This window comes from Xanthomonas indica, from assembly GCF_040529045.1.
GTDB lineage: Bacteria > Pseudomonadota > Gammaproteobacteria > Xanthomonadales > Xanthomonadaceae > Xanthomonas_A > Xanthomonas_A indica.
Window position 1 is genome coordinate 3,080,937 of record NZ_CP131914.1, and the last position, 20,467, is coordinate 3,101,403.

At 67.0% G+C, this 20,467-nt stretch carries 19 protein-coding genes and 1 pseudogene; 11 read left to right on the top strand and 9 right to left on the bottom strand.

The annotated features are described in order from the left end of the window. Window positions 1–145: 145 nt before the first annotated feature. Window positions 146–1,429 carry a nucleotidyltransferase family protein gene (locus Q7W82_RS13355; RefSeq protein WP_242158786.1) on the bottom strand — a complete coding sequence of 428 codons (1,284 nt, stop codon included), beginning with the start codon at window positions 1,427–1,429 and terminating at the stop codon, window positions 146–148. Beyond that, entirely contained in the window at window positions 1,426–2,928 is a 1,503-nt protein-coding gene (locus Q7W82_RS13360; protein WP_242158788.1) for a radical SAM protein, read from the bottom strand. The genes Q7W82_RS13355 and Q7W82_RS13360 overlap by 4 nt, the downstream gene beginning before the upstream one ends. 184 nt (window positions 2,929–3,112) lie before the next feature. On the opposite strand from Q7W82_RS13360, the gene Q7W82_RS13365 reads away from it, so the two are divergent. The 3 genes from Q7W82_RS13365 (at window position 3,113) to Q7W82_RS13375 (ending at window position 6,570) form a co-directional block, all read left to right on the top strand. Next, entirely contained in the window at window positions 3,113–4,174 is a 1,062-nt protein-coding gene (locus tag Q7W82_RS13365; protein ID WP_242158790.1) for a serine kinase, read from the top strand. Window positions 4,175–4,273: 99 nt separating this feature from the next. Next, complete coding sequence (locus tag Q7W82_RS13370) at window positions 4,274–5,995, top strand: ABC transporter ATP-binding protein (protein ID WP_242158797.1); 1,722 nt, start codon at window positions 4,274–4,276, stop codon at window positions 5,993–5,995. Window positions 5,996–6,129: 134 nt separating this feature from the next. Beyond that, complete coding sequence (locus tag Q7W82_RS13375; protein ID WP_242158800.1) at window positions 6,130–6,570, top strand: hypothetical protein; 441 nt, start codon at window positions 6,130–6,132, stop codon at window positions 6,568–6,570. 101 nt (window positions 6,571–6,671) lie between these two features. On the opposite strand, the gene Q7W82_RS13380 is transcribed toward Q7W82_RS13375, so the two are convergent. From Q7W82_RS13380 to Q7W82_RS13390, 3 genes are all read right to left on the bottom strand, one after another. After that, a complete protein-coding gene (locus Q7W82_RS13380; protein WP_242158803.1) occupies window positions 6,672–6,953 on the bottom strand; it encodes a hypothetical protein in 282 nt (93 codons plus the stop codon). A 279-nt stretch (window positions 6,954–7,232) separates the two neighbouring features. Beyond that, window positions 7,233–8,513: a phospholipase D-like domain-containing protein gene (locus Q7W82_RS13385; RefSeq protein ID WP_242158805.1), complete on the bottom strand. Its 1,281-nt coding sequence runs from the start codon at window positions 8,511–8,513 to the stop codon at window positions 7,233–7,235. Window positions 8,514–8,892: 379 nt separating this feature from the next. Continuing rightward, the gene (locus Q7W82_RS13390; protein ID WP_242158807.1) at window positions 8,893–9,123 is read right to left on the bottom strand and encodes a hypothetical protein; all 231 of its coding nucleotides are present in this window, start codon (window positions 9,121–9,123) and stop codon (window positions 8,893–8,895) included. A 162-nt stretch (window positions 9,124–9,285) separates the two neighbouring features. Here Q7W82_RS13390 and Q7W82_RS13395 point away from each other — a divergent pair, with 162 nt between their 5' ends. The 7 genes from Q7W82_RS13395 to Q7W82_RS13425 all read left to right on the top strand — a co-directional run bounded on the left by Q7W82_RS13395 (window position 9,286) and on the right by Q7W82_RS13425 (window position 14,377). Further along, window positions 9,286–9,822 carry a DUF2796 domain-containing protein gene (locus tag Q7W82_RS13395; protein WP_242158809.1) on the top strand — a complete coding sequence of 179 codons (537 nt, stop codon included), beginning with the start codon at window positions 9,286–9,288 and terminating at the stop codon, window positions 9,820–9,822. Continuing rightward, on the top strand, window positions 9,819–10,532 hold the full coding sequence (locus Q7W82_RS13400) for an ABC transporter ATP-binding protein (RefSeq protein ID WP_242158811.1): 714 nt from the start codon (window positions 9,819–9,821) through the stop codon (window positions 10,530–10,532). Before Q7W82_RS13395 ends, Q7W82_RS13400 begins: the two co-directional genes overlap by 4 nt. Before the next feature lie 2 nt (window positions 10,533–10,534). Next, window positions 10,535–11,788, top strand: coding sequence for an ABC transporter permease (locus Q7W82_RS13405; RefSeq protein ID WP_311195491.1), 1,254 nt, complete (start codon window positions 10,535–10,537; stop codon window positions 11,786–11,788). 2 nt (window positions 11,789–11,790) lie between these two features. Continuing rightward, complete coding sequence (locus Q7W82_RS13410) at window positions 11,791–12,384, top strand: DUF3299 domain-containing protein (protein ID WP_242158816.1); 594 nt, start codon at window positions 11,791–11,793, stop codon at window positions 12,382–12,384. After that, window positions 12,371–13,030, top strand: coding sequence for a DUF3299 domain-containing protein (locus tag Q7W82_RS13415; protein WP_242158818.1), 660 nt, complete (start codon window positions 12,371–12,373; stop codon window positions 13,028–13,030). Before Q7W82_RS13410 ends, Q7W82_RS13415 begins: the two co-directional genes overlap by 14 nt. 30 nt (window positions 13,031–13,060) lie before the next feature. Then, window positions 13,061–13,849, top strand: coding sequence for a hypothetical protein (locus Q7W82_RS13420; protein ID WP_353949485.1), 789 nt, complete (start codon window positions 13,061–13,063; stop codon window positions 13,847–13,849). 141 nt (window positions 13,850–13,990) lie between these two features. Continuing rightward, entirely contained in the window at window positions 13,991–14,377 is a 387-nt protein-coding gene (locus tag Q7W82_RS13425) for a hypothetical protein (RefSeq protein WP_242158822.1), read from the top strand. Between the two features lie 215 nt (window positions 14,378–14,592). Here Q7W82_RS13425 and Q7W82_RS13430 read toward each other — a convergent pair whose 3' ends face one another. Then, window positions 14,593–15,504, bottom strand: coding sequence for a LysR family transcriptional regulator (locus Q7W82_RS13430; RefSeq protein ID WP_242158829.1), 912 nt, complete (start codon window positions 15,502–15,504; stop codon window positions 14,593–14,595). Between the two features lie 137 nt (window positions 15,505–15,641). Here Q7W82_RS13430 and Q7W82_RS13435 point away from each other — a divergent pair, with 137 nt between their 5' ends. Continuing rightward, window positions 15,642–16,859 (top strand): FAD-dependent oxidoreductase, encoded by a 1,218-nt coding sequence (locus Q7W82_RS13435; protein WP_242158837.1) that lies wholly within the window; start codon window positions 15,642–15,644, stop codon window positions 16,857–16,859. Between the two features lie 296 nt (window positions 16,860–17,155). Here the strand turns inward: Q7W82_RS13435 and Q7W82_RS13440 are convergent. The 3 genes and pseudogenes from Q7W82_RS13440 to Q7W82_RS13450 form a co-directional block, all read right to left on the bottom strand. Further along, window positions 17,156–17,394, bottom strand: a pseudogene (locus Q7W82_RS13440) (DUF4158 domain-containing protein); the annotation flags it as partial. Between the two features lie 4 nt (window positions 17,395–17,398). Beyond that, on the bottom strand, window positions 17,399–18,496 hold the full coding sequence (locus Q7W82_RS13445) for a UvrD-helicase domain-containing protein (RefSeq protein ID WP_242158839.1): 1,098 nt from the start codon (window positions 18,494–18,496) through the stop codon (window positions 17,399–17,401). Further along, entirely contained in the window at window positions 18,474–20,054 is a 1,581-nt protein-coding gene (locus Q7W82_RS13450) for an AAA family ATPase (RefSeq protein ID WP_242158842.1), read from the bottom strand. Before Q7W82_RS13450 ends, Q7W82_RS13445 begins: the two co-directional genes overlap by 23 nt. Window positions 20,055–20,467: the final 413 nt, after the last annotated feature.

Genomic DNA, 20,467 nt, shown 5'->3' on the forward strand with positions numbered 1-20,467 from the left:
CAACGCGCGTTCGCGACGAATCCGGTCGTATCGACTTGTCTTGTAGGAGCGGCTTCAGCCGCGACAGCCATCAGCGGTGACGCGTGGCGCGGCTGCAGCCGCGCCTACAACGGCGGTTCACCGCGCTCCCTGGTGACAGCGAGCGTCAGTCCGACGACGGCGCATAGCCTTGCAGCGCGGTCCGCACCGCGTACAGCGTGTCCATCCGCGGCACCGGGTGCAGCAGCCGCTGCAGCACGCGGCGGCGCTGCGGCAGGCGCACCCAGTCCTGGCCCTGCAACCACAGTTGGGTGCGGATCATCTCGGCACGTTCCTGCCGGCTTTCCGCCGAGGGCTGCAGGCGCTGACGCAGATAGTCCAGCACTTCGCGGCCAGAGCGTGCCCATTCGATGCCCGGCAGTGACGGCAGCCACAGTTGCGAACACGACGCCGCGGTCAGGTCCAGCCCGCGTGCGCGCAGCCGCAGCAGCGGCGGACATTGCGCACGCAGTTGCTTCAGGACCGCCGGCGGAATCGCCGCGCGGTAATAGCGCAACATCAGCCGCAGCGGCGGCCACGCCCACCAGGCATCGGCTCCGGCCACGAGCTGCCAGTCGCTGGCACGCATGTGCGGGGCGAGCAGGGCCAGGTCGTGCAGGTGCATCAGCCGCAGGCTGCGGCTGCACAGCCCGCCGGCCGCGTGCAGCAGCAGATGGCGCATCAGCGCGCCGTTGCTCGGGTAGGGACGCAAGCCGGGCTTGCCGTCGCGCGGCAGGAGTTGCGTGCCGAGGTCGACGGTGCGCAGCGGCAGGCGCTCCTGGATGCGCACATGCAGTTCGATGTTGATCGGCGTATCGCGGTGCTCGCCCAGCGCCGGCACGGCCTTCGCATCTGCCGGGCGGAAGGTCTGGTGCTTCCACTGCGCGAACTCGGCCACGTAGCCCAGTGCGCCGAGCAGCGTCGCTGCGCGCTCGGCGTCCTCCGGACGCACCAGCAGGTCGATGTCGGCCATTGGCCGGTCGCCCGGCCGATACAGGCCTTGCGCATGCAGCGCCGCACCCTTCAGCGGCACGATCGCCAGGCCGGCGGTCTGCGCCAGGGCGTCGATCCGCTGCAGCAGTGCGGCGATGCGCTGGTAGCGCTGCGCCACGTGCTCGCGCTGTGCGTCGAGGAAGGCGCGCCACCGCCGGTCCGGCCACTGCGAGCGCCGGCTCAGCAACGGCGCCACGCCATGCGCCACCGCCGCCGCCGCGGCCAGTTGCCAGTGCAGGCCGTTCCAGGCCGGCATCGGCGCGCCGGGCCGCGCCAGTTCGCGCGCCAGGGTCTCGGTGGCCAGGCGCAGGCCGCGGCCGATGCGCCGCAACGGCAGTGACGCGGGCGCCGCCGCCGGTGCGGCTGTCGGCAGGTCGGCCGCCACGGCCGGATGCGATGGCGTCGCCACGTCGGTCATGCGCGTTGCACCAGCGGAATCCGGCGGCGGCCGCCAGCGCCGAGCACTTTTTCCGCCTGCGCGGGCGGCGCCTCGGTCCGATGCTGCGCCTCCCGCGCGATCAGCGCCGCCCAGTCGGCGTCCAGCACTGTCCAGTCCTGCGCGTGCGCCGGGGCCGCGTCTTCGCGGCATTGCAGGTCCACCTGCCGGTGCAGCAGGTCGCGCACCTGGCGGTAGAACGCCGAGTCGTAGGCGCCGCGAAACATCATCGCCAGGTCGTCGCTGTCCTGCCAATGCGTCTTGCGCCCGAGCTGATCCTTGACCTGCTGGTAGAACACGGTGCCGGGCAGCGGATAGGACACGCTGACGCCGATGTCGTCCGGGCGCGCCTGCGCCACCAGCCGGCGCGTGGCGAGGATGTCCTCCAGCTGTTCGTCCAGGTAGCCCAGCTGCAGGAAGAAGCCGACGCGAATCCCTTGCGCCCCCAAGCGCTGGCGTGCGGCGATCACACCCTCCACGTCGGTGCCCTTGGTCATCTTGTCGAGGATGCGCTGGCTGCCGCTCTCGGCGCCGATCCAGGCCTCGCGGCAACCGGCCCGCGCCAGGGCCGCTGTCATGCGCTCGCTGCACAGGTCGGCGCGGGTCTGGATGGTGAAGGGCACCGCGCCATCGGCGGCGGCCAGCGCGTCGGCGAACTCCTCCACCCAGTCGACGTGGAAGCCGAAGATGTCGTCGGCCATCCACACATGATCGGGCGCGACGTTGCGCTTGAGTTGGGTCATCTCCGCGGCCACGTCCTGCGCCTCGCGGCGCTTGTAGTGATTGCCCCAGATCGGCTTGGCGCACCAGTTGCAGCGGAACGGGCAGCCGCGCGAGGCGGCCATGTTCAGGCTGAAATGGCCGTGCCGCTGCTGCCAGAACGCACGGTAACGTGCGATGTCCAGCAAGTCCCAGGCCGCCGTCACCGACAGCCGCGGATCCGGCGGCCGCGCGCCGATCTGCGCGCGCTTGAGCTGCGGCAGCACCGCGCTGGCCACCTCGGCCAGGCCAGCCACCCAGCGCGCCGGGTCGATGTCCGGCTCCGCCTGCAGGCGCGCCACCAGTTCCAGCAAGGCCGCGATGCCTTCGCCGATCAGCACCGCGTCGGCACCGGCGGCAAGGAATGCCTCCGGATGGTCCGATGCGTCGGAGCCGGCGACGATCACGCGGCTACCGCCGGCGCGCGCCTCGGCGATCATCCGGCACGCGGCCTCGCGCATCCGGCTCAGGCACATCTTGGTGAGAAAGTTGAAGTTGTCCTCGTAGACCACCACCAGGTCCGGCTGCTGTGTGCGCACGGCGTCGTTGTAGTCCTCCACGCCCTCGGCCAGCATCGCGTCGAACAGCGTCACGTGGTGCCCGTGCTGGCGCAGCAGCGCCGCCACCTGCAGCGTGGCCAGCGGCGGGTACGGTTTTCCGCGTTCCCATTGCTTGGAGTCGTAGCGCAGGAAGTAGGAGTGGCTGACCTGGATCTTGAGCATCGGCGGAAGGTCTCGTTCGGCGCCGCGGGGGAAGGGCGCATGCAGCGATGGCCGCGCGCAGGTGGCCGTGGCGGTAGGTGCCGGGGCTGCGCCGTTTGGTTGCGCGCCGCGTGGTTGCCGCCGGCGCAACCTTTGGCTGCGGCAGGCGCACCCACGCTGCATCCCCTCAAGCGACTCTTCTCAGATGCCGCGATCGACCCTGCGTGTCCTGGACGCGGCGGCCAGCGACCACGCCACGCCCGTCGTCGCTGCTGGCGGCGCCTGCGATCCGTTCCACACCCGATTGCGGCGCCCGCACACGCTCAGCAAGCAACTGCTCGGCGGCCGCTTCCACTTCGAAAGCAACAGTCCGGCGCTGCTGGCCTTGGTCGAAGCGGCCTTCGGCGCGGTACCGGCGCATCGCCTGCCGGAGAGCGCTTCGTTCCGCATCGAGCTGACCCTGGTGGACCGCGGCGACGCACCCTACGCGCTGGCGGTGGAGCCGCCGCCGGTGCAGACCCATTCCGGCGCCGGCGTGCTGAGCGGGGTGATCGATGCGCACAACTACGTGGTGCTGGTGCCCGAGCAGGGCAGGGCGCTGGTGGTGGTGTCCGAGGACATGCTCGCTCACGCCTACCATGTGCGTTACGAACTGATCGAATTCGCGGTGTTCGTCCTGGCCGCGCGCGGCATGCATCTGGTGCCGCTGCACGGCGCCTGCGTCGGCCGCGATGGCCGCGGCGTGCTGCTGCTCGGCGGCAGCGGCGCCGGCAAGTCGACGCTGGCCCTGCACAGTCTGCTGCGCGGGCTGGAGTTCCTCGCCGAGGACGCCCTGTTCGTCGCACCGCAGTACCTGCTCGCCACCGGCATCGGCAACTTCCTGCACCTGCGGCCGGAGCTGTTGCGTCTGCTCGATCCGCAGACCCGCGCCTGGATCGCCGCGGCGCCGCTGATCCGCCGCCGTAGCGGTGCGCTCAAGCACGAGGTGGACATCCGCCACGGCGACGGACGCCTGGCCCAGGCACCGTTGCGCCTGGTCGCGGCGGTGTTCGTCTCGGCCACCCTGGCGGCCGATCCACAGCGGATGCTGCAGCCGGTCGCCGACGCGGACGTGGCCGCGCGCCTGGCCGCGGACCAGCCCTATGCCGCTGGCCAGCCGCATTGGCCATTGTTCGCGCGCCAGTTGCAGCGGCTGGGCGTGTACGAGCTGCAGCGCGGCGCGCATCCGGAGGCTTCGGTCGATGCACTGCAGACGCTGTTGGCTTGAGGCCCCGCGCGCCACCAGGAAACCGGCGACGCATGATGCCGGCGCGCATGCGCGGCGGCTGGGCGCGGCATCGATCGCCCATCACGCAGACGCCAGCGGATGAGCGCGCGTCCGGACCCCGCATCGCACTTGCTGCGCGCCTTCGTCGCCGTGCTCGGCCGTGGCGAGCGCCTGCGCATCGCCGGGTACGTGCTGCTGTCGCTGCTCGGCGCGCTGGCCGGCGCGCTCGCCGCGGTCGCATTGGTGCCGCTGGTGCAACCCGGCCATGTGCTGGCCCTGGCCGGCCGCGCATTGCCGTTGCCGGCCAGTTTCTTCGCGCAGACCCTGCTGTTCGTCGCCGCCAGCAGTGGCTTCGCGCTGCTGCGCTGGTGGGGGACGCGACTGGCCGCGGACCTGGCCAGCCGCCACGCGCTGGGTCTGCGCAGGCACGTGCACGCGCGCTTGCTGCAGGTGCCATTGCCGGCACTGGCCGATGCCAGTTCGGCGGAAATCGCCAACCTGCTCACCTACAACGTCGAGATCGTGGTACAGGGCTTCAGCGCGCTGCTGCAGCTGCTGGTGGCGGCGATCACCGCGGCGGTGAGCCTGGCCGCCGCGTTCCTGGTCTCGCCCATCCTGGTGCTGGCGCTGCCGCCGCTGCTGGCGCTGGGCCTGCTCGCCTTCCGCATCGCTGGCCACGAGCAGGCCCGGGTCAGCCGCCAGTACGTCGCCGACATGACCCGGCTGTTCTGGCTCAGCGAGGATTTCCCGCGGCGCCTGCGCCACGTGCGCTCGTTCGCCCGCGAGGCGCGCGAGCAGGAAGCCTACGACGCGATCGCCGGTCGGCTCGCCGACGGCTATGCGCGGCAGCAGGCGCTGGTCGCCTCCGGCCGCCTGCTGCTGGAACTGGCGGCGGTAGCGGCCATCGCCGCGATCATGCTGCTGGCCGGGGTCTGGCACGGCATCGACCGCGGCGCGCTGATCACCGTCGGCCTGCTGCTGGGGCGGCTGTTGCCATACCTGGTCTCGACCCGGCAGAGCGTGCAGCAACTGCGCTCGGCCGCGCCGGCATTGGACCTGTGGCAGCGCTACGTCGCACTTGGCACGCCATCGCCCGCATTGCAGGCCCCGGCGGCGGCACAGCCCGCTGCAGCGGCCGCGCTGGCACCGCCGCCACCGATCCAGATCGAACGCATCGGGCTGGCACCGCCACTGGCCGCGGTCGCCTTGAACGACCTGCTCCTGGCGCCGGGCACCCTGACGTTGATCAGCGGCCCGTCCGGAGTCGGCAAAAGCAGCCTGATGGACGCCTTGGCCGGCATGGTCGCGCCCCCGCAGTTCGCCGCCCACTGCGACGGCTGCACGCTCGACTTCGCCGGCTATCGCGCCGCGCTGCAGCCTTTGGCCTATGTCGCCCAGGGCGTGCGCCCCTGGCAGCACACCGTGCGGCACTGCCTGGCGTGGGCGGCGCCCGCCGCGAGCGAGGCGGCGATGTGGGACGCGCTGCGGGATGTCGGCCTGGCCGCGCGCCTGCAGGGCGGTGCCGGTCTGGACACCGCCGCGCATGGCGTCGGTGCACGCCTGTCCGGCGGTGAACTGCAGCGGCTGCTGCTGGCCCAGGTGCTGCTGCGGCAACCGCGCGTGGCCTTGCTCGACGAAGCCACCAGCGCCCTCGACGCCGTCGCCGAGCAGCAAGTCTTGGGCACGCTGCGGCGCCGCTTGCCGCACACCGCCCTGGTGGCGGTCTCGCACCGCCTCGGCCTGTCCGCCATCGCCGACCAGTGCGTGATGGTGCAACGCGCGACCGTGGCGCCACTGCTGTTGGCCGATCGCGCGTCCTGAGCGAGCGCGGCGGTGCCCTGGCGGGGCCTGCCGCTATGGCCTGCAACTGCGGCAGGCGCCCACGGGTGCTAGGCGCGGTTTTGTCTAAGCGGCATGGACTGAGCGTCGCTAAGCTCTCCGCACAGGGGGAGATCATGGACGTCATGCAACGGGCAGCCGCAGGGCTGCTGCTCATCGCCGTTTCGGCGACCGTATTCGCACAAACACGCTCGGCGGTCGGGCGGGGCGTCGAGCGTGTGAATCCGCAGCGTAACGTCGCCCCGATTCCACGCCTGGATTGCCGCAAGCTGCTGGCAAACGATCCGCGTCCCTGGACCCATGCCTATTGCGAACACGTGGACTTCTCCATGCAGGACAGCCTGGCCCATACCTTCGGCCGGCCACGGCCGTCGCAGATCCAACTCGACATTCCCGCGCTGGGCACTGCCGAAGCGCGGGCCGCCGATGTTTCCTGTTCGGAGGGGCGCGTGATCCGCAAAGTGGGCAACGGCTGGGAGCAGGCGCTGGACCGCGATCGCAATTACCTGCGGTGCAGACCGTCGGTGGAGCTGCCGTCGGGATTCATCGGCAGGTGACGGAGCGGATGTACGTGGCGCATCCGAAGAACAAGGCCCCGCAAGCGGGGCCTTGTGCGCATTCAGGCGCATGTGCGGTGTGAGTCCACCTGACATCCAGTTCAGCCCTGCGGGATGTCGCACTTCATCTTTCCGTCCACGTAGTACGGCTTGGGGACGTCCGGATTCTGGCTGGTCTTCTCGAACACCACCTCGAACGAATCGGGGTCCGGCGTGCCCTTGCGCGACGTGCAGGCCTCCTGCAGCTTCTTCTTGACCGCGGCGATGCCGGCGTCGCGATTGGCGCCGTCGGCGCTGTTGGTCAGATTGGCGACCTCGGCGAAGGCCGGCGAGGCGAGTCCCAGCAAGCTCCCTGCGAGCACGAGTGCGTGCAGCTTCTTCATGGCGTCTCCTTGTTTTGGATGTCCGTACGCGGGCTGGAGCATGCGTCGTGGCGCGAGCGGCAGGGCCTGGCGCAGCGGTCGCCTTCCAGCGCGGCGCCAGGATAGGGAGCGCGGGTTAAGGCCTCGTGGGGATGGCTGCGGCGCATCGTCGCAGAGTCATCCTTGTATCGACGGTGCATTCCATCTCAGCGACGTTCTCTGTCCGATACGCGATGAAGCGCGCATCGGCCCAGGAGTACCCAACCTGAAGGCTGCATGCCGCCAGCACGGACGCGGAGCCTATTCGGTACGCGGCGCTTCGTAGTTCTGGCCAGGCTGCAGCGTCGTCACATAGGACCCGTTCCAGTCTCGGTCGAAGATGCGCGTCAGCGTCTCGGCCGGCCCCTTGCCCTTGACGAACACCGAGGCGTCCACCGCGGTGTTGAAGTAGCTCCATTCCCAGTTGCCGGTGCCGATGACGCTGCTGCGGTCGTCGGCCACCGCATACTTGGCATGCTCGACCCGCGCATACGGAATGAAACCCTGCGGCGCCGGCGGCAGGCGGCTGAACTTCACCGTGATGTTCGGCAGCGCGGCCAGGCTTTTCAGATACGCCTGCATCGGTTCGCGCAGCGCCCAGTCGGCGACGATGATGTGCACCTGCACGCCGCGCGCGGCAGCATCGCGGATGGCGCTGTCGACCGGCGCCCACCAGCCCTTGGGTCCGAAGCTACGAATCGCCGAGAGCGTCATCACTTGGATGCGCAGCGCATGCTGGCTGGAGCGGATCATGTCGACCAGCGCCGGCTCCTCGGCGGTGACCCAGGCCGGCTGCAGCGCTGGCGGGCTGAAGGCGGGGAAGGCGATCAGTGGCGCGTCGCTGCCGGCATCGAGCAGCACCGGATCGGTGGCGGTGACCGGCGCGAAGTCCGGCGGCTGCACGCCGCGCACCTGCGCCTTGGCCAGATCGCCTTCGTCGGCCAGGCGCCAGCTGTAATCGAAACTGGCCGCGAAGGTCTTGGCGAACCGCGCATCGTCGATGCGCGCGCCGATCTCGTGGATCTGCTCCAGCGCCCGCCAGTCCCAGTTCTGGCTGCCGACGAACACGCTGGCGTCGTCGACGATCATGTACTTGGCGTGCAGCACGCCGCCGGTCAGCGTATCGACCGGCAGCACCCGCACGGTGATGCCCGGTACCTTGCGCAACCAGGCGACGCTGTCGGGGTTCTTGGCCAGGAAGGTGTGGTCGACCAGCAGATGCACCGCCACGCCGGCGCGGGCGCGGGCGGCCAGCGCGTCCAGCACCGGGGTCAGGCCGGTGCCGGGCTTCTCGGAAATGTAGAACGCGGCGATGTCGATGCGCTGCTTGGCGCCGTTGATCATGGCCAGCCAGGTCTGCTGGGTGCGCGGCACCCCAGGCTCGCCGTAGACGCTGGCCTCGGGCACGCTTTCGACGATCTGGAACTGCGACGCCTGCGGCCGGGCCTCAAGCCCGGTCGCTGCCGAAAGCAGCAGGCAAGCCAGCGTGGCGGACAGGAGGCGACGCGCGCGATGCGCACTGGCGAGGGAAGAAAGACGCACGTTGAGGTCCTTGCGGAAGCTGGGAAAGTGGATGCCGGAGGGCTGAGCGCGTGCATGCTACCGGCAGCAGCCGTGGCTGGGCAGCCCGCGGCGGTCGCGTACCTGTCATAGAGAGGCGCGTGTAGCGAACGAGATCCGGATGGGGAGGCCAGCGCTGTGCGCGCCGACAGCGCGCCAGGGTTCGGTATGCCGCCGGTGCGCGTCAGTCGCAGCGGCCGCCACTGGCCTGATGACCTTGGGCGAGCAGGGGATCAGGACATCGCCTCCCATCCGTACGAGCACGCCGCGGCCAGCGGAACTTGCGATGCGGCCTTCGGCAGCAGACAGCCGCCGACGTTGCACCCCACATCCCACCACCGCGGCAGCCGAGGACGACGGCTCAGCCGCGACCGTCGGCGAATGCCGCCTGCGCCTGCGCGAACCACTGCAGCACCTGCTGGCGATGCGGCTCGCCCCAGCAGCGTACGAACTGCTGGGTGTGATGTTCGGTGAGATCGTTCAGCGCGGCAATGCGTTGCGCGATGTAGGCAGGCTCCAGGCGCAGGCCGCAGTCGACCTCGATGCAGTGGCGCCAGGCGGTGTAGCTGTCGGGAACGATGGAAGACGACATGGAGGTTCCTTGAAGTTCGGCGCCGCGCATCGCAGGCCCGGCCTGCGAAGCGAGGCGGCGATGGCCGGATGCGAACCGCGGCTGACTGACTGCAGCGCCAGGCTTGCGCCCACGTTCGATTGTTCACTAATGTTATAGTGTAACTCAACCGATGCGCTGCATATGCGACCTGGCATTCCCCTGATCCTGTTGTGTCTCTTCGCCAGTTCGCCGGCCGCCGCAGCGGTTCGCCACCATGGCCCGCACGTGCACGGCCAGGCCAACCTGGAGGTCGCGGTCGATGGCACTGCCGTGGACGTGCAACTCAGTGCGCCCGGCATCGGCATCCTCGACTTCGAACATCCGGCACGCGATGCGGGCGAACGCCAGCGCCTGGCGGCCGCGGTCGCCACCCTGCGCAGTGCCGGCTGGTTGCAGTTCCCGGTCGCCGCGACCTGTTCGCTGCGCAGCGCGCAGGTCACCACCGAGGGCTACGACGTGGCGATGGCCGATCCGGACGAACCCGGCCACACCCACGCCGAGTTTCACGCCCACTACGCGTTCGACTGCGCGCAGCCGGCGCGACTCGACCACCTGCAGGTGTTGCTGCCGCAGCGTTTCCCGGGGCTGCACACGGTGCTGGTGGACGTTGCCACCGCGGCCGGCCAGGGCCGCACCGAGGTGGTGGCCGGGCAGACCCGGGTGAAGTTGCCGGAATGAACCAGCCGCATGTCGTCGAACTGAACGAGGTGCGCTTCGGCTATCCCGGCGCCACCGCGCCGGTGCTGGACATCGCATCGTTTGAACTGCCGCGTGGGCAACAGGTGTTGCTGCGCGGCGCCAGCGGCTCGGGCAAGAGCACCTTGCTGGCGTTGATCGCCGGCGTACTGCAGCCCACGGCCGGCCGCGTTCGCGTGGCCGGCCAGGACCTGGCGACCTTGCGCAAGGCCGCACGCGACCGCTTCCGCGCCGACCACTGCGGCGTGGTGTTCCAGCAGTTCAATCTGCTGCCGTTCCTCAGCACCCGCGACAACATCGCACTGGGCCTGCAGTTCTCGGCGCGCCGCGGCCGATTGGCCGCGGGCACGCGCGCGCTGGACGCGGAGATCGAGCGGCTGATGGTCGCGCTGGGCCTGAACGTGGCGGCGCTTTGGTCGCGCCCGGCCGCCCGCCTCAGCGTCGGCCAGCAACAACGCGTGGCCGCGGCGCGCGCCTTGATCGCGCGGCCGCCGCTGCTGCTCGCCGACGAACCCACCTCCGCGCTCGATCCGGTCGCGGCGCAAGCCTTCCTGCACCTGCTGTTCGCCGAGTGCCGGCAGGGCGGTACCAGCTCGATCGTGGTCAGCCACGATCCGTCGATCGCACCGCTGTTCGACGCCCAGGCCGACCTGGCCACGCTCAACCGCGCCAGCGCAGGAGGTGCGCGATGACGCTGTTGAAGTTGGCGCTGGCCAGCCTGCGCAGCCGGCGCCTGGGCGTGGCATTGACGGTGTTGGTGATCACGTTGAGCGTGACCCTGCTGCTGGGCGTGGAGCGGATCCGCACCCAGGCGCATGAAGGCTTCGCCAGCACCGTCTCGGGAACCGACCTGATCGTCGGCGCGCGCTCGGGCCCGGTGAACCTGCTGCTGTATTCGGTGTTCCACATCGGCGACGCCACCAACAACGTCTCCTGGAAGAGCTACCAGGACCTGAGCGCGATGCCCGAGGTGAAGTGGGCAGTGCCGCTGTCGCTGGGCGATTCCTACCGCGGCTACCGGGTGGTCGGCACCAGCACCGGATTCTTCGAACACTATCACTACGGCGCCAAGCACCCGCTGGCGTTCGCGCAAGGCAGGGCGTTCGACGACCTCTACGATGCGGTGATCGGCGCCGACGTCGCCGCCGCGCTCGAATGCCACCTCGGCGACGAGATCGTGCTGACCCATGGCACCGGCCGGATCAGCCTGGCCACCCATGCCGACAAGCCATTCCGGATCGTCGGGATCCTGCATCGCACCGGCACGCCGGTGGATTCCAGCGTGCTGGTGTCGCTGCAGGCGATCGAGGCGATCCATATCGACTGGCACTCCGGCGTGCGTCTGCGGGGCCAGCACGTCAGCGCCGCGCAGGCGCGGGCGATGGACCTGACTCCCGACACCATCACTGCCTTCATGCTCGGCCTGAAGACCCGAATCGCCACCTTCTCGGTGCAGCGGCGGATCAACGAGTACCCGAAGGAAGCGATGCTGGCGATCATGCCGGGCGTCACCCTGCAGCAGCTCTGGGGCACGTTGGGCACCGCCGAAGGCGCGCTGCGCATGATTGCCTCGCTGGTGGTGCTGCTCGGCCTGGTGTCGATGGTCGCGCTGTTGGTGGCCACGCTGCAGGAGCGCCGGCGCGAGATGGCGATCCTGCGCGCGGTCGGCGCACGGCCACGCGACATCGCCTGGCTGCTGCTGTTCGAAGCCGGCCTGGTCACCGTGGTGTCGTGCGCGCTGGCGTTGTCGGTGGTGACGGCGGCCAGCTGGCTGGCGCGCGGTTGGGTGCTCGATCATTTCGGCCTGGCGATCAACCGCGTCGCGCCCAGTGCGGTGGAGTGGGGCTGGCTCGGCTGCGTGCTGCTGGCCGGTGTGCTCGCCGGCATCGTGCCGGCGCTGCTGGCCTATCGCCGCACCCTGGCCGATGGCCTGTCGCCGGAGCTGTGAGCATGACGCGCTGGATCCTTTCCTTGCTGGCGCTCGCCGTGCTGTGCGGTTGCGGCCGACAGCAACCCGCCGCCCCAAAAAAAGCGCTACAGACGTCGGCCGCGCAACCGGCGCCGGCCAACGACGCGGCGATCAACCCACCGCTGGGCGAGCCCGATGCCGACGGCTATCGCGAACTGGACTGGAGCGCGATGCTGCCGCCGGCCGAATTGAAGGCGCTGGAAAACAGCGACGAAGCGCCAGTCAACCACACTGGCAAGCAGGCGATGCCGCAGACCGGTACCTACAACACCGTGCCGGCAGTACTGGCGCGCAAGGTACGCCTGCCGGGCTACGTGGTGCCGCTGGACAACGACGACGCCGGCCGCGTGCGCGAGTTCCTGTTCGTGCCGTACTACGGCGCCTGCATCCACGTACCGCCACCGCCGCCGAACCAGATCGTGCATGTGCGCCTGGACACGCCCATCGATCCGCCCGACATGTACAGCCCGTTCTACCTGACTGGCCAACTGCGCGCCGAAACCCTCCACGGCGAACTCGCCGGCACCGCCTACACGATGGAGCAGGCGCGCCTGCATCCCTATGAAAAAGGCTGAGCGCCATATCCCACTAGCAATGGTGCTGTGCCTGCTGGCGGCTTGCCACGGCGACGGCGGGCAGGCTGGCACCACGTCGGCACCAGCACGTGCTGCGGCGCATGCGCCCGCCCACGCGACCGCAGACGCCGACGCTGTTCCGGACACGGTCGAACGCTGGGAACAACTGGCGCCGGCCAACGATATCTACCAACGCCCGCCGCCGCGCATCAGCACGGCCTGGCGCGGCGACGCCGCGGTGATGGACCAGCCGGCGCCCGTCGACGATGGCCCATCCGTGGTCAACGGCATGCCGATCGACCATTCCGGCACCCAGCGCGCCGCACAGTTCGGCTCGTCGCAAGTGGTGAAGGGCCTGGAAGGCAAACGCTTCGCTCTGGACGGCTACGTGGTGCCACTGGAAAGCGACGACCAGGGCAAGGTCAGCGAACTGCTGTTCGTGCCGTTCTATGGCGCCTGCATCCACGTGCCGCCGCCGCCACCGAACCAGATCCTGCACGTGGTGCTGCGCACCCCGATCGACTTGCCCGAGTTGTGGGACCCTTTCCACCTGCAGGGGCGGCTGCATCTGGCCGACTTCAAGGCCGTTATCGCCAATGCCACCTACGAGGCAGAGGACGCCACGATCACCCCGGTGCAGGGCTGAGGGCGCGGGGCGATGCGTCTGAAGTCGCCGATGCGTTTGGCGATCGCGATCTCCGCCTGTGCGGTCGTCGTTGCCGGCGGCGTACTGTTGGCGTTGCGCACGCACGGGCACGCGGCACCGACACCGCGTGCTGCTGCGGCCAGGGCGGCCCACACGCCAACTGTGCCCGCATTTCATGTCGCGCCATTGTCCGACGATACAGCCGACAAGCGCATCACCACACTGCTGCACAGCGATCCGGCATTCGCGCGCGACGCCACGTTCCTGATTGCCGCCAGCGTGCGCGAACGCTGCGCACCGGCCCATGCCGGCGAACTGGCGAAGATGGCCAACCGCGCACGCCTGCCGGTGCTGGTCGCAACGTCCGAGGTGACGGCACGCGAACCCAACCTGGATCATCCGATCTACCAGGCGATCCAGCGCATCGCCGCCGCGGCACCTTGCGGCCGCACGCTCGACCTCACGGCGACCGGCCTGCTGCTGCAACTGGACCCGGAACGCTACGCGGCCGCGTTCCCCGACAGCTACTACCAACCGGCGCTGGACACCGTGCCGCACGAGTACGCCGGCCAACCGCTGCGCACCCGCGCCGCGCAGGAATGCCAGTCCATCGCCTACGCAGTGTTGCCGCTGGGCCGGGACGGTTGGCAGTGCAGGGCGCTCTGGTCCGGCATGCGCCTGCGGATCGTCAAGGCCTGCGAGCAGGCACGCAGTGAGGGCGGGCAGGGGGCGGGTGACGCGATTCCGCCGGAGGTCGCGAACCGGCTGACGCCGGTGGTGGCGGGCTTGCTGGAGAAGTTGCCGGAGTCCTGTCGCTGAAGGCTGTTGCTCAGTTGCAGCGCCTGGTGGAATCGCGCCAGCGCTGCAGCGAATGCACGAACTGCGGTAGCGTGTGCTATGGCTAACGACCACTCAACTGGTACCGCTTCGCTACGCGGCTAAATTCAGGATGACTCGCCTATGCAAGGTTCAGCGTTTCTAGTGGCAGCGCTTTCCGGCGTCTCGGCGCTTTTGGGCGTCGCATTAGGTCACATATTTGCCGCAAAGCGCGCACGCCAAGATGAACTAGCAGCGATCAGGATGACCGCCTACGTGGACTTCCTAAAGTCGACTTCACTTCTATTCACCGCGCGTCGCGCAGGACGCACCAAGGATGAAGTCGAAGAATTGGCTCACCTCAACGACGCCAAGGCGCGCATCTTGTTGACGGCCGATCTTCCTGTAGCCCAAAGCTTACAAAATTCTGGTTGCAAGGTGGAACTTTGGAGAAAGAGCAAGAGATCCTTGCCTTCCGTACCCTCTGTGATGACATGCGCGAAAGCCTCGGCAAGGAGCGTCTTTCAATGAGAACGGATCTTGCTGGGGTTTTGTTTAAGCTTGAACCGTCAACTTATTCGTACAAGGCTAGTGGTGGATAGGCATCACTCATCTCAGTCGACGCTGTTTCGCGACGTGACTTAGTGCCGCATTAGGGAGCTGCTATTCCTTTCCGGACGCGGGTTGCATCCGTAACGGAAATTAGTGATGTTTTCCCAGGCGACGTTGTTAAGTGGGTCTTACGCTCACTTGCCCCCGAACCCCTGCAACCGCATCTGGATGAACTCCAGCAACGCCCGAACCCGCGCAGTGACCGAATGACGGTGACTGTAGGCGCCGAGCAATTGCAGTGGTGCAGGGTTTAGATCCAATCGCACTTCTTGCAACCGGCCCGCGGCAAGATCGTCCTGGCATGGGTGGGCTGCAACGATCGCGAAGCCAAGGCCCTGGCGCGCGCCCGCCACCGCGAGCTCCCCACTGTTGACGCGGTAGCGGCTGCGCACAGGCACCTTCACGATCTCGCCCGCAGGATCGAGAAACTGCCAAGGTTGCCCCTTCAGGGCGCTCACGGTGGTGATGCACGGCAAGGACTTGAGGTCGCGCACGTGGCGCGGTGTCCCGGTTTGGGCCAATAGCGCGGGGGACGCGACCACGATGCTGGGCAACGTCGCCAGTTCGCGGGTAATGAATGCACTGTCATCCTGACGCCCGCGGTGGAAGACGATGGAGAGGTCCATGTCCTCGCGCAACACTTCCAGGCCGGTCAGGCGCGTGTCGCATTCCAACTCGATGCCTGGATGCAGGCTGCAGAATTCGGCGAGGATAGGCGCGAGCAGCCTGGGCGCTTCGTTGGGCATGCACATCCTGAGAGACCCCTTCAATTCGCCTTGTACTGCGCCGAGTTCCTCCTCCGTGGACAACAAGGCGTCGAGGACCGGTTTGGCGCGTTCGTAAACGAGCCTGCCGGCTTCCGTCATTCGTAGATGGCGCGTGCTGCGTTCCAGCAAGCGCACGCCCAGCCTGCGCTCCAGCGCCGCGACGTGACGGCTGACGTTCGACGACGGCAGGGCCAGCAGGCGCCCCGCGCCGGAAAAGCTCTGCTCGTCGACGACGGCCACATAGACGCGGACTGCATTCAGGTCGAGCTTGTTGCGCACCGTTATCCCACCTGAGGTATGAAAGCCCGCCATTTTCGCATGCTAGTGTGCGCAATTGGTGGGGGCCAAGATGCACTCCCGTCCAACGGCTGCCCTGTAACGGCACGCCTGGACCAATTGAATCGGGATGCATCGGCATGGAGATCGGAATACTGGGTGGCGGCATCGCAGGCTTGAGCGTGGCCCTCGCGTTGCACAAGCAGGGGCACACCGTGCGCGTCTATGAACGTCGGAACGGGCCGGCCACCATGGGCGCTGGCGTGACGCTTTGGCCCAACGCGGGCTTTGTGCTGCAGGAACTCGGGTTGTTGGAGGATGTCGGGGCGGTGGGCGGTCGGCCATTGTCGGTCCACCGCAAAGACGCAGCGGGTAATTCGCTGGGAGGCCTGGACATCACGTTGCTGGACCAACTCATGGGCTACCCGACCCACACCATCCTGCGTCGGGATTTGCAGGGGGTATTGCTGGACCACGTGGCACGCGCTGGCATCCAGGTGGAGTTCGGGCATCGGGCGATAGCGATTGATCTGGATACCGGCGACAAGGCCGTGGCGCGGTTCGACAACGGGAAGAGCATCCGTCCAGATCTGCTCATTGGTGCCGATGGCCGCATGGACTCGGTCGCGCGCAAGTTCGTCGCAGGAGACAACACCCCCATCTACCAAGGGTTCGTGAACTGGATCGGCGTTGCACAGGGGAATGGCCCGTTGCTGAGCGACATGGCGATTCACGACTACTGGGGGGCCGGCGATCGTTTCGGTTGCGTGCCGATCCGGACGGATCTGGTGTACTGGGCCGCCGCGCAGGCGCGGCCATTGCCCGAGGCGACGCCCGCAGCGGAGATGCGCAAGGAGGTGATGGATCTGTTTGCAGGATGGCCCGAGCCGGTCACCCGCCTTATCGAGGCCACGCCGGCGCACTCCATCCAACGGATCGCCGTGCACGACGTCGAGCCGTTGCACACGTGGAGCCGAGCAAATGTGCTGCTCGTCGGCGATGCGGCGCACGCGCCACTGCCGACCTCGGGCCAGGGTGCCTGTCAGGCGTTGGAAGACGCCTGGCACCTGGCGCGGTGCCTCGAAGCGGCCGACGGCGCCCTGGATCAAGCACTGCCGCGCTTTGCTGCAAGCCGCGGACCCAAGACCACGAAGCTGGCGGAGCAGGGCAGACTGTTCGCGCGCGGCCTGTTCGCACAAGACCCCGAAACCTGCCGTCTTCGCAATGAGCGCGCCAAGGCGTCCGATCCATTGCGCGATGCCCAGGCCATGGCGGCAGGCTGGTCGCAGGGCTTGCCGATGGACGAAGGCACTGACGGGACGCCGGCGAGCGGCGCTGGCAGTCTGTATCGCCTCTGACAGACAGTCCTGATCTGAGCGCCGCGTGGCATCTCCGCTGCAGGAAGCATTTCCACCGGATCCGGGGATCCATTTCATTAGGTTGCTACTTCATGCTGATCAAAGATCTTCCACTGCGCTACCTCTGCTGACGTAAAGTGAGAGCTAGCTAACCCTGCTTCTAGGCTCGGCTTACGCCGGCATCGTGAAAGGTTTTCTATGGTCAAGAGCAAGCGTATCCGGGAAGCGATTAGGAAGATTTATCGGGGGTAGGGTTGAGTAGCTCCCAGCCCGTGCTGACAACCGTGCCATTTCCGTATAGCCGCGGAATCGACGCTCGGGAAGCCGGGAAGTTCATAGTGATGGTGCACCAGCCCTTCGAGCAGGACGTTCACGATGTGGGATGGCGTGCCTGGTCCTGGGCTGCAACGGTGGCCATGGTGCCTAGCCAAGACGACCCGGCTTTGTCCAAGGGACGTACCCCAATGAACCGCCGAAGCTGAGGCATGTGTCGGCGCTTGCTGCCGGAGGCGTCGTAGCGTTCGAGCTGGTCAGTGACTCTACGCGTCTGCGCTGGCAGGCGCGTAGAGCTGATGACCCGGCAACGCACATGCGCCGGCATACACAAAGGCCACGCTTTGCCGCGCCCGGGTCAAGGCCACGTAATATTTCGGTGGTGCGCTGATACGAGATGCATCAGCCGTGCGCACGTACAGCGTCAATGGCCCATTAGGGAAGATCAGTACACGCCCATAGGTCCGGCCTTTGCACTGGCCGAAGTTCACGGCCGGCAATCCGTCACAAGCTTGCCGCCGGTCGTACCGAAGCACGGTGGGAGAAAATTCCTGCATATACGCAGCAACATGCTCCGGAGCGACGAGGTAGATGCCATCGTGTCCGGTGACCTCGCCATTGCCTGACTCGGTCCGTGGCATCTGAGGATAGAGCGCATCTGCCAAGTCGCACAGCGTCTGGACACAGCGCAAGCTGATGCGGCGGTGGTCGAGCTGGCATAAGCCATCCGCTTCCCAAATCCGAAACAATGCTGCCATGTTCGACCCACGATACTGACTGTGCCGCGGTGCGTAGTTGGTCGCGTACGTGGCTTGGCGCGTATCGCCTACCAACGTGATGGCGATGTCGCTCTTCAACAGTCGCTCGACCAGATCCAAGTCATAGCCGGCCAGGTCCTGGACCTCGTCGATATAAAGCTCGTCGTACATGGCCCCTAGGCGTGCCATGACCTGACCATGGGTCAGCTCATCGCAGCGCACGGCAAAGTCGGCCGCCCGGTCGGAATACATTCGGTTGCCTGCCAGATAGTGGCGTGCCACTTGGGTGCGTGGGGCGCGGTTGTCAGTGCGACCTTCCATGAACAGGATGGTCTCGATCCGAGGCTCGTGGCAAAGCGCACCCTGGTACGGGCGGATGCACTCGCGTAGCAGAAAGCCATACCAGCTGTACAAGGTAACGTGCGCGGGGACCGCGCCGGCGTGAACCTCAAACGAGCGCCGGATCTCCTCAAGGTTTTCCAGAGTGTAGGTGACAATCGCGATACGGCGCCCGGGCCGCTCCAAGGCCAGCCGGACCAGCAACGTGGTCTTGCCCGAGCCGGCCGCTGAGAGCAGTACCAGGTTAGGTGATAGCACGCTGGACATAGTCTGGGAACCTGATCGACTGCGAGCTGTTGAAGATTGCCAGGGCCGTATCGGTCTTGTGCCTTTTCATGTATTTGAGCAGCGCCACCTCATCGGCAAATGCCTTGCCCAGCACAGTATTGAGCTCGGCCAGCGAATTGGCTTTGATCAGCTGCTCTTCCAGCGACGGGGCGCTCTCGTCGGAATCGTAGTAGATCGCGTTGATGTGCTCGGCATAGCGCTCCTGAACAACTGCGACGTCGCCATCGTTGTCGGTGATCACCTTGGCCTGAATCTTCAGTCGATCTGCAATTTGCAAGAAGCGTTTGAATGCCAACGACTTGACCGAAATGATGTCTACGCCGCGGGCCATCGGCGTCACTCCGTGGTGGTCGCTATAGGCACGCTGCACGATCAGCTCGTCGGAAGGGCCCTCCACCAGGATTGCTTGCTTGGCCAAGATCAGCCGCAGCGTATCGTGGCCAGGCAGCTTCATGAAATAGTCGTGGGTATCGCCCGGCAGCTGGTCCAGCTTCATCTGCCCCTGCGCGCTGAACAGGATCACGTTATCCACGCCCAGCTTGTTCAACACGAAGCTGCTGTGGGTAGCGATGATCACCTGTTGGGCGATGGAGAGGGCCGCAATTTTGTCTATCAGTTGGGTCATGCTGGAGAAGGACAGATGGTTCTCCGGCTCCTCAATCAGTAGCACGTGGGCCGCGCCCGCCGCATGCATTGCCAGCTTCATCTTCACCGCGCTTTGTTCGCCCTTGCCGGCTTGAGTGAAAGGGAGCTCATCCAAGTACGGTGACAAGCTGGTTTCCCAGGTTGAGCGCGGCGATGTATCCACACCCACCGTCAGCGCTCGCTGGCTAATGTCCCCGGTGTGCTCGGTGAGGTAGGCATTGATCGCCGCCACGTCCGCTTCTTCGGAAAAACTTTGCCGCATACGGCGGAAGCTCAATGACAGCGAAACGCGTTGCGCAGGCGTCAATGCCTGTTCGATGATGCCGACGATATAACGATCGGCACCGGACAGGGTCTTGATGCCGTGTGTGTCGATGATGGTCGAGTCGAACGGAATACTGCGGGCGGTGACGCCATTGTTGGCGAAGGAGTACCAGCGCACCGTGTAGTACTCCACCGGCAGGCTGACCGCACCTTGGTGCTGCTGCAGGTAGGCGTTGAACTCCTCGAGGTAGTCGTCATTGAGCTCGACCAGCAGCCGGATGCCGGCCGTATCTAGGCGCAATGAGTTGTTGGTGCCGCGCAACGACGCCAGCGCGGCGTCTCCCCCTAGATACGCTTCAATGGAGATTCGTGGCGGCGAGCCCGGCGTACCTGCTGCAAGCGCCGCCAAGTACTCTTGCACCGTCGGCTGGTGGAACAGGTAAGGCGTGAGCTCGTAGGCGAGATTGCGCCCATGGAGCTGGCCGGTGACCACCGCGTGGATGGCCTCCAGCAGGGTGGACTTGCCAACCTCGTTGTCCCCCACCACCAGGTTCATGTGCGCATTGAGGGGCAGGTCCAGATGGCGAAACGACTTGTAGTTTTCGATAACGATACGTTCGATCGGCATGCGCAGTCCTCTGATTGCCAACGAGCCCGGTGGCGAAGCTTGCCGGCACTATGACTGGCCTCTTTTTCGCCCCGAGTCTACTACTCAATATTCAGCGATCGCCCCCCAGGACCGGCTTCGTACTGTTTTTGGAGCCAGAAAGGATCAGAGGGCCAATTATGCGCGATAATTCCACACCTATCCCGCCTGAATTTTAGGGGCGCCCGCCAGCCTGTGTCGGCATTGATCATTAAGGAACGTGCATGGCATGTCGATTGGTCGGTGGACGGGGCTGATGTTGATCAACGAAATCGTGGTCGTTATGACGTGGCGGGGGCCTCCAATCCCGCACGACGCGCCACTGACCGAATTCCCGTGCTGGAACTCGCAATCGATAGCGGCAGCGCCCGGCCTAATCGACCACTACGGGTAGC